This is a genomic window from Campylobacter hepaticus, from assembly GCF_001687475.2.
GTDB lineage: Bacteria > Campylobacterota > Campylobacteria > Campylobacterales > Campylobacteraceae > Campylobacter_D > Campylobacter_D hepaticus.
Window position 1 is genome coordinate 911,521 of record NZ_CP031611.1, and the last position, 15,725, is coordinate 927,245.

The following is a 15,725-nucleotide window of genomic DNA, read 5'->3' on the forward strand; positions in this document are numbered from 1 at the left end:
AGAAAATTCTACTTTCAAAATATAATCTCACTTTCATTCAAACTTGCATTTGCCTTTGGCAAAGGCGATTTAATGGTATAATAAGCACTTTCTCCTTTATAATTTCCACGATAAACACCTTTTGGAATACTAAATTTTCTAGTTGTATCAGGAAATTTTTCTATGTATTTGCTTAAAAATTCTCTAAATACAGGAGCAGCAGTTCTAGCTCCTCCTTCTGTATAACGCATAGCTTTATTATTATCATTACCATACCAAATAACAGCTTGTATTTCAGGGGTAATACCACAAAACCAAGCATCCACACTTTTATTTGTTGTTCCTGTTTTACCTGCTATTTCTATATCTTTAACCCTTGCATTACGTCCAGTGCCTTTTTCAACAACATTTTTCATCATGTCTAAAACTAAAAAGCTTTGGGCCTCGTCGCTGATTTTTGTTTCATTTGATTTAAATTCTAAAACTGTATTTCCCTCTTTATCTCTTACTTCTTTAATAATTTGAGGATCTTTTATGACTCCATAATTTCCAAACATAGTATAAAATCTTGCAAATTCCAAAGGAGAAATTCCAAAACTTCCAAGAACTATAGAAAGATCAGAAGGAATATTTTTAAATCCCATTTCAAGAAGCTTTGAATGAACTACATCAAGACCCATATCAAGAGCAAGATTAATAGTAGCTAAATTTCTTGATCCTGTAAGAGCTTGTTTTAAAGTAATAAGTCCTTGAAAACTTCCACCATAATTTTTTGGTTTCCAATCTTGATTATTCCCCGCACCACCTTTAAAAATCCTTGAAATATCAGCGATTTCACTCATAGGAGAATATCCTAAATTAATAGCTATTTGATACACAAAAGGTTTAAAAGCACTTCCAGGCTGACGCATACTTTGAGTGGCACGATTATAATTGCTTTTATCATAATCCACCCCTCCAACTAAGGCCAAAACATCTCCATTTTGATGATTAACTACTACCATAGCTCCATTTAAAGTACTTAAATTTGCATCCTTATCACGTTTAACAATCTCATCATAGCCAAATTTTAAAGCATTTTGTGCTAATTCTTGAACATCTAAATCTATGTTTAAAATGATCTTATATCCACCTGTTTTAAGATTTTTAATATTTAAACCAAGTTGTCTTATAACTTCATCTACAACATAAGGAGCAGCATTTTGACTAAGAGTTTCATCATAAACTTTTGGAATTTCTTTAATGGCTTTATCATATTCTGCTTTAGAAATCCAGCCTATATTATACATTCTTAAAATAACATTATTTGCCCTTGAAATAGAAAGATCAAGATGCTTAGTAGGATCATAACTGCTAGGCGCTTTTGGCATGCCTACTAACATAGCAATCTCTTTAAGACTTAATTCATTTAAATTTTTATGAAAATATCCCTGTGCTGCAGTTTTAACACCATAATATCCGTGCCCAAAAAAGATAAAATTTAAATATCTTTCTAAAATTTGTTCTTTACTTAAAAGAGTTTCCATTTTATAAGCAAGCAATACTTCACGAATTTTACGTGTTATGGTTCTTTCAGAACTCAATTCTGTATTTTTAATGAATTGTTGAGTAAGAGTAGAAGCTCCTTCAACAGTTTTTCCCCCGCTTTTTATAATCTTTATAGCCGCTCTAAAAATCGCATCGATATTTACTCCATTGTGTTCAAAAAAACTAGTATCTTCTATAGCCACTAAAGCTTCTATAAGTCGGGGTGGTAATTCCTCATAAGTAGCATAAAAACGATGCTGTTCAAAAATATTAGCTACAAGTCTACCATTTTTATCATAAATCTGACTTGTAAGAGGAGGTTTATACTCTTTAAAAGTATAACCTTGGGTATCAACCTCTGTGAAAAGACAAGCAATATAAACCAATCCACTTATAAATAAAAAAATGAAAAATGAAAAAATATATTTTAAAATTTTCATAAATAGGCCTTTAAAGTTTGTGTATCAAGCCCTAAAGCAGTGCTTAAATTCCCTATTTGCTTTATGATAAAATCACGATGAAAACCTTCACACATCATGCAACCTGCCTTACCCTTGTAAAGATCACTTTCTACGTAATTTTTTAAAGCATTTTTATCAAAATTTCTAAAATAAAAACTAGTTTTTGAAAGAGAAAATACCCTTTGTTGTGGTTTTATGAGTAAAAAAGCAGATAAAACACTTGCACTTTTACCATCTTGTAAAGCAAGCATCTCATAAGCTTCTTTTTTACTTTGAGCCTTAGTTAAAATTTTCTCACCCGCACAAACTATACTATCAGCAAAAAGTAGATTGCAATCTTGAAAATCCTTTTTTAAAAGCTGTAAAAACTGTTTTTCTTTTTGAAGCACTATATTTTGAACATAAAAAGCAGGTGTAACATTTTTTTCTAAATTTTCTTGATAATCTAATTTTAATTGCTTAAAATCAATCTTTGCTTGTTCAAGCAAACGCACCCTTGATATAGAACTTGAAGCAAGTATAAGCATTAAAGTTCTTTTTTTATAAATTCTAAACTTTGCTTTAAAGCCTCATCAATTTTACTAAGATCCTTACCACCAGCACTTGCAAAATCATCACGTCCACCACCTTTTCCACCTAAAATTTGTGCAATTTCTTTAACTAAAATTCCTGCTTTTACAGGAGCATTTTTTACTCCAGCAGCAAGAGTAATTTTTCCATCTTTAACTTGTATAAGCAAAATAACTGCTTTGCTAAATTGATTTTTAAATTGATCGATCATAGCTTTAATATCACCTGTATCTACACGCTTTACACAAATTTCAACCCCTTTAATACTGCACGAATCAAGCTCTAATTTACTAGAATTTTTAAGTTCATTTTTTAAATTTAAAATTTCATTTTTAAGCTTTTTAATAGCACTTAAAATATCATTATTTTTTAATTCATCTTTGACTTTAGCAAGTTCTTCAAACTGAGTTTTGACAAATTGTAAAGCCGCCTTAGAAACAACAGCTTCTATACGCCTAACTCCAGCACTTACACCACTTTCTTTAATGATATAAAAACTTCCTATTTGAGCAGTATTTTTTACATGAGTTCCTCCGCAAAGCTCCTTACTCTCACCCAAACTTAAAACGCGTACATTATCTTGATATTTTTCATTAAATAAAGCAATAGCACCGCTTTTTTTAGCATCCTCTAAAGACATATATTCTAAAATAGCTTCTTTTGAATCTATAATCATCTCATTAACTCTTTTTTCAATCTTTGCTATTTCTTCTTTATCTAAAGCCTTATAATGAGTAAAGTCAAATCGCAATTTATTGCTTTCAACCAAAGATCCAGCCTGGCTAACATGAGCTCCTAAAATTTCTCTTAAAGCATGATGCAAAAGATGGGTTGCTGAGTGATGACGCGCAATTTGTTCTCTTTTTTCTTGATCAATTCTTGCACAAACCTTATCATTAAGCTTAAGTTCTTCTCCAGCTTTAACAAAACTAAGATTAAGACCAAAAAATTTCTGCGTATCCAAAACTTCACGATTAGCTATAAAACCACTATCAGCACTTTGCCCTCCGCTTGTAGCATAAAAAGGCGTTTGCTCAAGCATAACCCAACCTGCATCTTTAAGACTTGAAACTTCTTTAAAATTTTCATCTAAAAGGGCTAAAATTTTACTTTGACATTGTGTATTTTCATAACCTATAAAATCATTTTCTCCAAATTTCTCAAGTAAATTTTTAAAATCCCCGCTAGCAAACTTATCTCCGCTCCCTTTCCAAGAAGCTTTAGCACGGACTTTTTGTTCATTCATTAAAAGCTCAAAACGTTCTTCATCTACCTTAAGATTTTTTTCTTTTAGCATATCTGCAGTCAAATCAAGCGGAAAACCATAAGTATCATAAAGTTTAAACGCCACCTCTCCGCTAAAAATTCCTTGAGTATTTTTAAGCTCTTCATTAAAAATTGCTATACCATGTTCTATAGTATTTAAAAATCTTTCTTCTTCAAGGCGAATTTGTTCTTTTACAAAATCTTTTTTCTCATTAAGATAAGTATAATGTCTACTCATAAGCTCACAAACTACATCTACAAGTTTATACATAAAAGGATCTTTAAATCCTAGCAAATAACCATGTCTTAAAGCACGACGCAAAATACGACGCAAAACATAACCCCTGCCTTCTTTATCAAAACTTGTACCTTGTGCAAGTAAAAACACACTTGATTTAATATGATCTGCTATAACCCTAAAACTAGCCCCGCTTTCATAAACATAACTTTGTTTACAAAGCCTTGCTATTTCATTGATAATAGGCATAAAAAGCGAACTATCAAAATTGCTTAACTTTCCTTCTTTAATCGCACTAACCCTTTCAAGTCCCATACCTGTATCAATACTTGGTTTTGGCAAAGGACTAAGCTTTCCATCAGTATCCCTTTCATACTGCATAAAAACAAGGTTCCAAATTTCTAAAAATCTATCTCCATCACCACCCATATAATCTTCATTGCCATGAAAATGTTGTGCACCTTGATCATAAAAAATCTCACTACAAGGACCACAAGGACCAGTATCTCCCATTTGCCAGAAATTATCCTTATCGCCAAATTGATAAATTCTATCTTTTGAAATATGCTTTTGCCACAACTTAAAAGCTTCATTATCATTTTCATGCACAGTTACATAGAGTTTATCTTTAGGCAATTCTAAAACCTCACTAACAAATTCCCAAGCATAAGCTATAGCCTCTTCTTTAAAATAGTCACCAAAACTAAAATTCCCAAGCATTTCAAAAAAGGTATGATGGCGCGCAGTATATCCTACATTATCTAAATCATTATGTTTACCCCCTGCTCTAATACAAGTTTGACAACTGGTTTTGCGTGGAGGATTTGGACAAGGAATTTCACCTGTAAAAATATTTTTAAAAGGCACCATGCCTGCATTAGTAAAAAGTAAAGTTGTATCATCGGGCACTAAAGGACTTGAAGGAGTAACTTCGTGTCCTTTTGATGCAAAAAAATCTAAATAAGCTTTTCGTATATCCATTTAAGTTTTCCTAATAGAATTTTTATTATAAATATATCATACCAAAATTACTTTAAATTAAGTAAAACTAAAATACAATAAATATTTTATTTTATCTTCACTAAGGTTTTTTATGAATTTTATCAATCTTCAAGCTCAATATCTTGCCTATAAAGATGAAATCGATGAACAAATACAAAGTGTTTTATCAAGTTCTTCTTTTATAGGGGGCGAAAAACTACAAGAATTAGAACAAAATTTAGCCCATTTTGCAAATATTAAACACGCTATTACTTGTTCTAGTGGTACAAGCGCTTTATATCTTGCTTTAAGAGCTTTAGATATTGGAAAAGATGATGAAGTTATAGTGCCTAGCTTTACTTTTATAGCCACAGCTGAAATGGTTAGCTTAGTAGGGGCTAAACCTGTTTTTATAGATATTGATTTATCAAATTATAATCTTGATTTTAATGCTGTAAAAAAAGCCATAAGCCCTAAAACTAAAGCAGTTATAGCAGTAAGCATGTTTGGACAAATGAGTGATTTAAGAATGTTAAATAACATCTTAAAAGAAAAAAATATCGCTTTAATTGAAGATGGAGCACAAAGTTTTGGTGCAAGTTTTAAACAAGAAAAATCATGCTCTATTGCTAAAATTTCTTGCACAAGCTTTTTCCCATCCAAACCTTTAGGCGCTTATGGAGATGGAGGAGCAGTTTTTTGCCATGATGATGAACTAGCCAAAAAAATTAAAATTTTACTCAATCACGGACAAACCCAACGCTACAAACATGAGCTCATAGGGATAAATGCACGCCTTGATACCCTACAAGCAGCAATTTTAAATGTAAAACTCAAACACTTCCAAGAAGAATTAAATCAAAGACAAAAATTAGCCCAAATTTATGATACTAACTTAAAAAATTGCCAAATCCCTAAAATCCATCCAAATGCTTTTAGCACTTACGCACAATACAGTATTTTAGTAGAAGACAGACCAAGTATATTAAAAAAATTTGAAAAAGCAAATATACCTTATGCTATACACTATCCCACCCCTTTACATAAACAACCTTGTTTTAGTACATTTTCAAATTTAGAACTTAAAAACGCACAATATGCTAGCGATCATATCTTATCTTTACCTTTTTCACCTTTTTTAAGCCAAAAAGAACAAGATCAAGTTATAGCGGTTTTTAAGGACTAATCTATGAAAATAGGTATTATAGGTCTAGGAAAAATGGGGCAAAATCACTTAAACGAACTTACAAAAAACCCTCATTTTAAAATAAATGCCTTATTTGATCTAGTACAAAATGAAAAATCACACCAACCCTTTTTTAATAAACTAGAAGATTTTTTAAAACAAAAAAATGATATTATCATTATAGCAACCCCTACTAATTCGCACTTAGAACTTGCAAAAAAAGTTTTTCCATATTGTAAAAACGTACTCATTGAAAAACCCTTAGCGCTTAATCTAAATGAAATTTCTCAAATCATAAACCTAGCTCAAAAACACCAAGTAAAACTCGCTGTAGGTTTTTGTGAAAGATTTAATCCAGCCCTTATAAGCTTAAAACAAGATTTATACGACCAAGAAATCATTAGTATTAATATACGAAGATTTTCTTCTTATCCTCAAAGAATTCACGATGTAGGAATTTTACATGATTTATCAGTGCACGATTTAGACTTATTAACCTTTTTAAGCAAACAAAATATACTTAAAACCAATTTACTTAAAAAATACACCCAAGATCCAAAAAAAGAAAGCGAAAGTATATTTTTATGCGAACTCGAAAAAAGTATAGCTAGCATACATCAAAGTTGGAACAGCACCCAAAAGCTTAGAAAACTTCATCTTATCACTCAAAAACATTTTTATGAAGCAAATTTAAATGATTTTTCTTTATTTAAAGATGGAAAACCCTTAAAAACAAATCAACAAAGTCCTCTTTTTGGACAACACGAAGCTTTATTAAATTTAGCAAACAACAAGCCTCATCATTTAGCAAATGCTTATGATGCTTATAAAATACAAGAAATTTTAGAAAGGTTTATATGAAATTAGTTTTATTTTTAAATATGGGAGGAGCAAACAATCTACAAGAATGTGAAACTTTCTTGAAAAATATGTTTAATGATCCTTATATACTAAGCATTAAAAACAAATTTTTAAGAAAATTATTAGCATGGGTTATAACAAAATCACGTAAAAAAGCCATGCAAGAAAATTATAAACAAATGGGGGGCAAATCTCCCTTAAATGAAATCACACAAAGTTTATGTGATAAATTAAATTCAAAACAAAACGATTTTCAATTTGATTTTGTCAATCTTTATGTGCCCCCTTTTGCAAAAGAAGTACTAAAAAAATACCATTTTAATAAAGAAGATGAGTTAATCCTTTTTCCCCTTTATCCTCATCATTCCTCTACCACAGTAAGCACTTCTCTTGAAGTTTTACAAAATGAAATTCAAGCTTTAAATATTCAAGCTAAAATAAAAACCATTGATGTTTTTTACAAAGACGCCTTATACAATCAAATGATTATCTCGCACATCTTAAAAAAACAAGAAGAATGCAAAGCCAAAATTTTAATTTTTTCAGCCCATTCTTTGCCTATTTCTTTAATAAAAAAAGGTGATTTATATGAAAAACAAGTCAACGAGCATGTAAAAATTTTAAAAGAAAATTTAAAAGATCATTTTGATGAATTTATTTTAGCTTACCAATCAAAACTAGGTCCTGTTAAATGGCTTGAACCAAACACAAGTGATATATTAGCAAATTTAAACAAGCAAGCTTTAATCTACCCTATATCTTTTTGCATAGACTGTTCAGAAACTATTTTTGAATTAGGCATAGAATATAAACATTTAGCCAAACAACATTATGATCTTATACCTTGCCCTAATGATAGTGATGAATTCATAAACTTTATTTTAAATTCTCTTAAAAGCTAATCGATAAACTTTATCAAAATCATATCAATAAGATTTTATTTCTTATTGATATTAAATATTATTTATAAATTTCATCAAAGTCAAATTTTACCTATATTTCAAGACTTATAAAACAATAAATTTTTAAATACTTCATAATAAAATTATAATGATTTAATCTTTTTTTAAAGATATATTGCTTATTATTACTCAGTTGATTTTTGTATTTTATCTTACTTTTATTTTTAAAGATAAATTATAAAAATCTTAAAAAGAATTTTTCAAACAAAAATATTTTTAAAATGCAAAATTATTTTGCAAACTAAAAACTATTTTTGTAATGAAAATTATTCTAAAAAACAAAAAGGGAGGAGTTATTAACATGCATTGTTCTTCATCGTCAACAAAACTTGTTTTATCTTTAGCTGCCATTTCTTTTTTCAATTCTTATAGCACGGCTGAAATCACTGGACCAAATTGCACTGGCAACACTTGTACCATCACTAACGATCAAACAGGCACCATACAAATTCAAGGTCACAACAGCACCAATTCTTTAACCATACAAAAGGACGCAACACTAACTAACACAGCCAACCTTATAAGCATTACAGAAAAAGCCATCCATGTTTATGGAAGCAATACTGATATGCTTAATGTCACTACCATCCTTAACAAAGGAACTATTAATGGTAATATTTACATAGGAATGAGGTAATGAAGGAAATATAATTATAGATAATTTTGAAAATACAAAAGATATACACTCGCCCAATGTTAATGGGGTATTTTTTGAAGGCAATGTTCAAGTAAAAAATTTCAATAATAAAGGCACTATCATAGGAGCAACTCACGCTTCAGGAGTTAAAATAGCGCAAAAAAATGATAAAAGCGTTACAATAGAAAATTTTAATAACGAAGGTACTATAGGAAGCAAAGACTCTGTATTTGGTATCATGATGCATGGAAGCAAAGAAAGTAAACCTATTATAACCAATTTTAATAATAGCGGAAAACTATTAGGTGCAAACAAAAGTGTATTTATAAAAATGGCATTATTATTAATTTCAACAATACAGGCATCATTGACTCAAAACATAATGCCATTGTACTTCAAACAGGAAGTAAAATAAATACCCTAAACAATAATGGAACCATAAAAGCACAATCTCATGGCATATCTTTTATAGGATCAAACCAAGATGAAGAAAATATCATAGATCAAATCATCCTAAAAGAAAATAGCAACATACAAGCAGGAAAAAATGCTATCAATGTCAATTTAATAGGAAACAAAACTCTTGCTATAGGTTCTATAAATGTGAAAAAAGGAGCTAAAGTCCATGGAGATAAAGCTGGCATATATGTAGGACCAAATCAAAAAATAACAGGTCAAATCGTAGTTTCTGGAGAACTCTCCGGCAAAGAGGCTGATATCCTTAATGAAGGAATCATAGCCCAAAATATCATCAACACTAGCCTCAATGATCTAAGTATAAAAAACCAAACAGATGCACAAATCATAAAAGGTATAAGCAATACCAACTCAGCAAAACTAGATATAGATAACAAAGATCAAGCCAATATCTCAAAATGGATTATAAACAAAGGCTTAGGAAAATTAAACATAAAAAACAAAGACCATGCTAGTATTACAGCAGCTATCATAAATGCCGACCTAGGAAAACTAAATCTTATCAACTCCTCATCCCAAGGTATTAGTGGAATTATCACAAATGAAGACTCAGGCGAACTAAATATTATAAATAATACAAAAATAAATGCAAACATATTAAACAATGCAGATGGCTATTTAAGCATAGAAAACAAAGACGATGAAAATACTGATGCTAGCATAAAAGGAAATATATCTAATAATGCAAAAAGGGATTTTAGTCCTAAACAATCAAAAAGGTGCTTCCATTTTAGGAAATATAAGCAACCAAGATTTAGGAGTCTTAAATCTTACTAATTCTTCCAATGCTAAAATAATAGGAGATATAAGTAATAATGCAAATGGCAATATCAATTTACATAACAAAAAAAATGCTACCATCTTAGGAGCTATCACAAATGAAGACTCAGGTAACATAACCCTATAACAACACTGCCACCATAAGTGGAGGCATTTTCTTGGTTGGTTAGGTTTAGATTACCATTACCAGAGTTTGTTATACCTTTTGTTATAGAACCAGTGTTGTTAAGCATTACATCGCCTGAGCTTTCATTGCTAATATTTTCAATGCTAGCACCACTTTGGTTAGTTATCATTAAATTACCTGTTCCTTGATTTGTGATGCCTTGAGTTATAGTAGCACTATTATCAAGTATTACATTACCACTTCCTTGATTCATGATAGAATTAATAGTAGCACTATTTTTATTTTCTATTTTTAAATCGCCACTTCCATAATTGTATACACTTTTTAAAGTGGAGGAGTTATTAAGCATTAAACTACCTCCTCCTATATTATAAGCACTTCCACTAATGCTTGCATTATTCATGAGTTCTAATTGACCCATTCCTATGTTTGCAACATAACCTGAGATGGAAGTATTGCCATTTTGAGTATTAGTTTGGTTTTCTATAGTTAATTTACCACTTCCATAATTGTATATATTTCCTGTTAAAGTGGAGGAGTTATTAAGCATTAAACTACCATCTCCTGTGTTGGCTATATTTCCACTTATAGTAGCAGTACTACTACCATTGTTTTGGTTTTCTATAGTTAATTTACCTTTTCCGGTATTAAATAAATTTCCTTCTATTTTGGCGCTGTTTTGATTTTTTATTTCTAAATTATTAGAACCATTGTTTGTAATGTTTCCTTTTATGGTAGAAGAGTTTTCAATAGAACTTAGAGTACCTTGGATTTTAATATCACCTTCTATGCTTCCTTTATTTACTATAGCCGATTTACCATTACTTGAAGTGATGCTTCCACTTTCTTTTACTATGATGGCTGTGTTATCACTAGCTTTTATGGTGCCTTCGTTGACTATACCACCTTCCTTACCTGAGACTTCTCCAGCTACTATGATTTGACCTACAGATCTAGAACCAGAGCCATTGCTTTTTTCTATTTTTATACCTACTTCTTGCCCAGAAACCTTGGCACCTTCTTGGATGTTTATGGAGTCTATAGAGAGGTTTTTGTTGTGAGAATTCCTACTACTTTGTACTAAATTTACATTGATAGCGTTTTGTGTGGCATCTATGCTGCTATCTTTTGTTAGGATGATTTTACCTATTTTTATATCATTTTGAGTATGGTTTTCTGAAATAAAAGTGATACCATCTTTTTGTGCTTTTATGGTTCCTGTATTAAAAAGATTGTTTATAGTGCTTCCTGCTGTTATGAGTATGCCTTGAGATTGTGAGTCAAGAGTACCTGCGTTGATAAGATAATCAATATTTGGTGCTTTACTATCTGTGTTAAATAAATTTATGGCTGCACGTTGTTCACTAGTGCTATCGGTTGATCTTATAAAACCTGTATTGATAAAGGTTGAAATATCTCCTGATAGATTTACACCTATTACTCCTGAGATAATACCTGTATTGATAAAATTATCAATGGTGCTGCGTAAAATGGTAATACCTGATGAATTTGAGGTATTGCCAAAAGTATAAGGTCCATAAGCTCCTATAAAGCCTCTATTGATAAAGTTTGTAATGTGGGTACTTTCAAGATGTATGGCTTTTCCTTGACTTAGGATTAATTGGGTGTTGATGAAGGTAGTGAGGTTTGCACTATTAAAGCCAATGGCATTGGCGTCTTGGTTGCTATTTCCTATTAGACCTTGGTTTTTAAAGTTTTTTATGGTAGTGGTGGTAGAGGAACGCTGTAATGATTCTTGATCTTTTCCTATTTGGATACTGCTTACATTTTGACTGCCAAATATGAGTTTATTTGTTGTTCCTGCGATGAGCCCGGTATTGGTAAAATCAGTGATTTGTACATTTTTTTCAAGATATATTGCTTGATCTTGTGAGTTATAGACAATGCCTGAGTTTGAAAAAGAGTTTATTGTTATGTTTGCTTGTTTATCTCCCCAAATTCCTATGTAGGCATTTTTAAGAAAGCCTTGATTGTCTATGGTGTTAACATTTATGGATGCATCTTTTTGAGTTTGATTTTTGTTTTCTATGTTTAAAGAACCAGCTATGATTCCTTTATTAATTATATAAGGTATATTGATTTTATCAGAATTATCCACATAAGCATAAATTGTTTTTGATCCATCACCATTTTTAACATAAGCATATCTACCTAAAAAGATGCTATTGGTACTTCCATTACCATTTACTTCAATTTGAGTTCCTGGATAATATCCTAAAAGAGTATAGTAGTAATTATTTCCTTGAGTATAAGGTATAGCGTAAGGTGGTCCACTAATTTGAGCTAAGGCTAAAGAGCTTAAACAAGAAATAGTAGCTAAAGATAAAATAAGTTTTTTGGAAGAAGCCATTACCCCCCCCCGTGTTGTATACACTAGACTTTAAATATAATTTTTTCATAAAATATTATCCTTTATTTTAAAAAAATACAAAAATTGTAAAAACTAAAATATTATAAAAACTAGATATTGATTTTTAGTGTTTAATAAATTATTCAAACACAAACTTAAATGAATCAATTTATATAAAATGTTTCATCTTAAAAGTAAGATAAAATACATAAAGTAAATAAGCAATAATAAGTAATTTTGTTTTAAAGGAAGGTTAAAAAGAAGTTTTGATAGCAAAATTTATAGAATTAGATATAGTTTTAATATCTTAAACTAAGGTAAAAATTATATAAAATAAAACACAAAATTCATTGTTTTAAAAGTTTAAAAATCTTGGTGGAAGTGAGGGGAATCGAACCCCTGTCCAAAAATAAGCCCATAAAGACCTCTACATGCTTAGCAAAGATGACTTTTTCACCCTACTTCGCTCATCTTCCAAAACTTAAAAGTAAGGCTAAGAATTTATTTCATCTTAAAATTTGTCAAAAGTTAAGACTACACTATCAAAATGACCGAAAAACAAGTTAGATAGTATGGCTTGATTTCAGGCTCAACTGAACTTACGCAGCTTTAGCGTAAGCAGGAGCAAATTTAACGTTGTTTGCGTTTAATTTTATTTAGGCTTTTTACGCTTTGCCCAAAGCGACATGCCATCCAAACAGGATTATTCTTGTCGAAGCCAAGTCACTCCCTTATTTAGAAATAATATTTGGAACATTAACAATTAAAGGATTAAAAAGAGCTAAAACCGCATCATCGTTTTCATAAGAACGACAATATTTTTCAAATTGATCACTTACTAAAAGCATCCAGTCTGTAAACTCCTCACTAGCAGGACCTTTAAAACGATCAGCTTGTATCATCATCTCTTCACAAAAGACGCAAAAATCAGTAAGTTCTTCAAGATTTAGACGTCTTGATGCCCAAGCGGTATTGTGGATTAAAACCCCTAATTCTTTTATAGCTTCTTTATAACGCAAAGCATCACTTCCTAGTTTAATGATCAAGGGTTCAAATCTATCGCACATGGTTCTGAAAAATTGTAAAAATTTTTCTATATCATCGCTTTCATAATCTAATTCTAATTTTGTTAAAATTCCCATTTTTTAAACCATAATTCTTTAGAGTTTAATTTAAATTCTAGCAAATTTTAGCTAAAATCTTATTTTAATTTTTCTAAAATAATAAGTAAAGATATGGATAGAATAGTAGAAATAGAAAAATATTCCTTTGATGAAAACTATGAAACCTCGCTGCGTCCTTCAAATTTTGAAGCTTATATAGGACAAGAAAAGATCAAAAAAAATTTATATGTTTTTATACAAGCAGCTAAGAAGCGTCAAGAATGTTTAGATCACATACTTTTTAGTGGACCAGCAGGACTTGGAAAAACTACTTTGGCAAATATTATTGCTTATGAAATGGGTGCAAGTATCAAAACTACAGCAGCGCCTATGATAGAAAAAAGTGGAGATTTAGCAGCTATTTTAACTAATCTTAATGAAGGGGATATACTTTTTATTGATGAAATTCATCGTTTAAGTCCTGCCATTGAAGAAGTGCTTTATCCGGCTATGGAAGACTACCGGCTTGATATTATCATAGGAAGTGGTCCTGCAGCACAAACTATAAAAATAGACTTACCTAAATTCACACTTATTGGAGCTACAACGCGTGCTGGCATGCTAAGCAATCCTTTGCGTGATCGCTTTGGCATGCAATTTCGCCTTGAATTTTATAAAGATGATGAACTTGCTATCATACTTCAAAAAGCAGCTTTAAAACTCCATAAAACTTGCGAAGAACAAGCTGCTTTTGAAATAGCTAAAAGATCACGTTCTACTCCTAGAATAGCTTTAAGATTGCTAAAAAGAGTGCGTGATTTTGCTGATGTTAGGGACGAAGATGTGATTACATTAAAAAGAGCGCATGAGGCTTTAAATTCTTTAGGGGTTAATGAACTAGGCTTTGATGCAATGGACTTAAGATATCTTGAACTTTTAAGCTCAGCTAAAAAACCCATGGGGCTTGCAAGCATAGCAGCAGCCTTAAGCGAGGATGAAAACACTATAGAAGATGTGATTGAACCTTATTTGCTTGCAAATGGCTATATAGAACGTACAGCAAAAGGGCGTATAGCAAATGCTAAAAGTTTTAAAGCTTTAAAACTTAAGTACGAAAAAAATTTATTTGAGGGGTAGATTTTGCAAAATGGTAAATTTTTTCTTATAAGTTTTATTTTAGTAGTTTTATTGCTTTTGCTATATCTTTTTAAAGGTTTTTTGCTTGTTATTATTATCGCTAGTTTAATGGCAGTAGCTACTGCAAATATCCATACTAAATTTTTAAATCTCACCAAAGGTCGTAAATTCCTTGCTTGTGTACTTACTACTTCTTGCATGGTTTTGCTTTTTTTTGCACCCTTTGTTTATACTATGATAGAACTTGCTAAAGCTTTAAAAAATTTTGATATTCATTTAATCACTCAAACTCTTGATTATATAAAAAGCTATCATTTTTCTTTGCCTGAAAGTTTAAGCTTTTTAAAGCCTAAAATTCAAGAAGCTCTAAGCTCTATAGACTTAAATAGCATTTCTCAACAAATTTTAAGTTATGTTTCAAGCTTTACTAAATCAGGGGCTAAATTTCTTATAGATATGGTTTTAATTTGTATATTTTACTTTTTTGCTAATTTATACGGGACAGAACTAGTAATTTATCTTAAGTCTATTATTCCTATTGATAAAAAAGAACTTGATGATGTTTTAAGCGAAGTGGGCAATGTTATGGCTGTGGTGCTTTATTCTATGGTGATTGTTGCTATTTTTCAAGGTGCACTTTTTGGTTTGATTACTATGCTTTATGATTATGATGGGGTTTTAATGGGTGTGATTTTTGCACTAAGCTCTCTCATACCTGCTATAGGAGGGGCTTTAGTTTATATACCTCTTAGTCTTTATGAATTTGCTTATAATGGTTTACATTCAGCTCTTGTGATTTTTATTTACTGTGTGCTTGTTATTTCTTTTATCGCAGATACTTTAATCAAACCTTTGATTATTAAGTGGATCAATAAAAAACTAGTTAAAACTCCTACAAAAATCAATGAACTTTTAATTTTCTTAGCCATGATAGCAGGGATTTCAACCTTTGGGTTTTGGGGTATTATTTTAGGACCTGCAATTTTAACTTTTTTTATGTCTACTTTAAGAATGTATAGTATATTAAAAGAGAAAAATTTAATATAAACTTGCCAAAAAGGC

At 30.6% G+C, this 15,725-nt stretch carries 12 protein-coding genes and 1 other RNA gene; 7 read left to right on the plus strand and 6 right to left on the minus strand.

Features of this window, described 5'->3' with window-relative positions:
• Positions 1-14: 14 nt before the first annotated feature.
• From A2J15_RS04540 to alaS, 3 genes are read right to left on the minus strand one after another with little or no spacing between them, the layout of a single operon-like run.
• Positions 15-1,946: a penicillin-binding protein 1A gene (locus A2J15_RS04540; protein WP_066777158.1), complete on the minus strand. Its 1,932-nt coding sequence runs from the start codon at positions 1,944-1,946 to the stop codon at positions 15-17.
• On the minus strand, positions 1,943-2,494 hold the full coding sequence (maf, locus tag A2J15_RS04545; RefSeq protein ID WP_066777161.1) for a septum formation inhibitor Maf: 552 nt from the start codon (positions 2,492-2,494) through the stop codon (positions 1,943-1,945). The genes A2J15_RS04540 and maf overlap by 4 nt, the downstream gene beginning before the upstream one ends.
• The gene (gene alaS / locus A2J15_RS04550; protein WP_066777163.1) at positions 2,494-5,022 is read right to left on the minus strand and encodes an alanine--tRNA ligase; all 2,529 of its coding nucleotides are present in this window, start codon (positions 5,020-5,022) and stop codon (positions 2,494-2,496) included. Before alaS ends, maf begins: the two co-directional genes overlap by 1 nt.
• Before the next feature lie 112 nt (positions 5,023-5,134).
• Here alaS and A2J15_RS04555 point away from each other — a divergent pair, with 112 nt between their 5' ends.
• The 5 genes from A2J15_RS04555 (at position 5,135) to A2J15_RS04575 (ending at position 9,922) form a co-directional block, all read left to right on the plus strand.
• Positions 5,135-6,208, plus strand: a complete 1,074-nt coding sequence (locus tag A2J15_RS04555; protein WP_066777166.1) for a DegT/DnrJ/EryC1/StrS family aminotransferase — start codon at positions 5,135-5,137, stop codon at positions 6,206-6,208.
• Between the two features lie 3 nt (positions 6,209-6,211).
• The gene (locus tag A2J15_RS04560) at positions 6,212-7,069 is read left to right on the plus strand and encodes a Gfo/Idh/MocA family protein (protein WP_066777168.1); all 858 of its coding nucleotides are present in this window, start codon (positions 6,212-6,214) and stop codon (positions 7,067-7,069) included.
• Entirely contained in the window at positions 7,066-7,971 is a 906-nt protein-coding gene (hemH, locus tag A2J15_RS04565; protein WP_066777171.1) for a ferrochelatase, read from the plus strand. The genes A2J15_RS04560 and hemH overlap by 4 nt, the downstream gene beginning before the upstream one ends.
• A 361-nt stretch (positions 7,972-8,332) precedes the next feature.
• On the plus strand, positions 8,333-8,668 hold the full coding sequence (locus A2J15_RS04570) for a hypothetical protein (RefSeq protein ID WP_066777174.1): 336 nt from the start codon (positions 8,333-8,335) through the stop codon (positions 8,666-8,668).
• Positions 8,669-9,271: 603 nt separating this feature from the next.
• A complete protein-coding gene (locus A2J15_RS04575) occupies positions 9,272-9,922 on the plus strand; it encodes a hypothetical protein (protein ID WP_066777177.1) in 651 nt (216 codons plus the stop codon).
• A gap of 95 nt (positions 9,923-10,017) precedes the next feature.
• Here the strand turns inward: A2J15_RS04575 and A2J15_RS04580 are convergent, their stop codons facing one another.
• From A2J15_RS04580 to A2J15_RS04590, 3 genes are all read right to left on the minus strand, one after another.
• Complete coding sequence (locus A2J15_RS04580) at positions 10,018-12,423, minus strand: beta strand repeat-containing protein (RefSeq protein WP_116980495.1); 2,406 nt, start codon at positions 12,421-12,423, stop codon at positions 10,018-10,020.
• Between the two features lie 373 nt (positions 12,424-12,796).
• Positions 12,797-13,154: a transfer-messenger RNA gene (gene ssrA / locus A2J15_RS04585) on the minus strand.
• Complete coding sequence (locus A2J15_RS04590; RefSeq protein ID WP_066777030.1) at positions 13,155-13,565, minus strand: histidine phosphotransferase; 411 nt, start codon at positions 13,563-13,565, stop codon at positions 13,155-13,157. It lies immediately after the preceding tmRNA gene.
• A gap of 93 nt (positions 13,566-13,658) precedes the next feature.
• On the opposite strand from A2J15_RS04590, the gene ruvB reads away from it, so the two are divergent.
• On the plus strand, positions 13,659-14,663 hold the full coding sequence (ruvB, locus tag A2J15_RS04595) for a Holliday junction branch migration DNA helicase RuvB (protein ID WP_066777029.1): 1,005 nt from the start codon (positions 13,659-13,661) through the stop codon (positions 14,661-14,663).
• Positions 14,664-14,666: 3 nt separating this feature from the next.
• Entirely contained in the window at positions 14,667-15,710 is a 1,044-nt protein-coding gene (locus A2J15_RS04600; RefSeq protein WP_066777028.1) for an AI-2E family transporter, read from the plus strand.
• Positions 15,711-15,725: the final 15 nt, after the last annotated feature.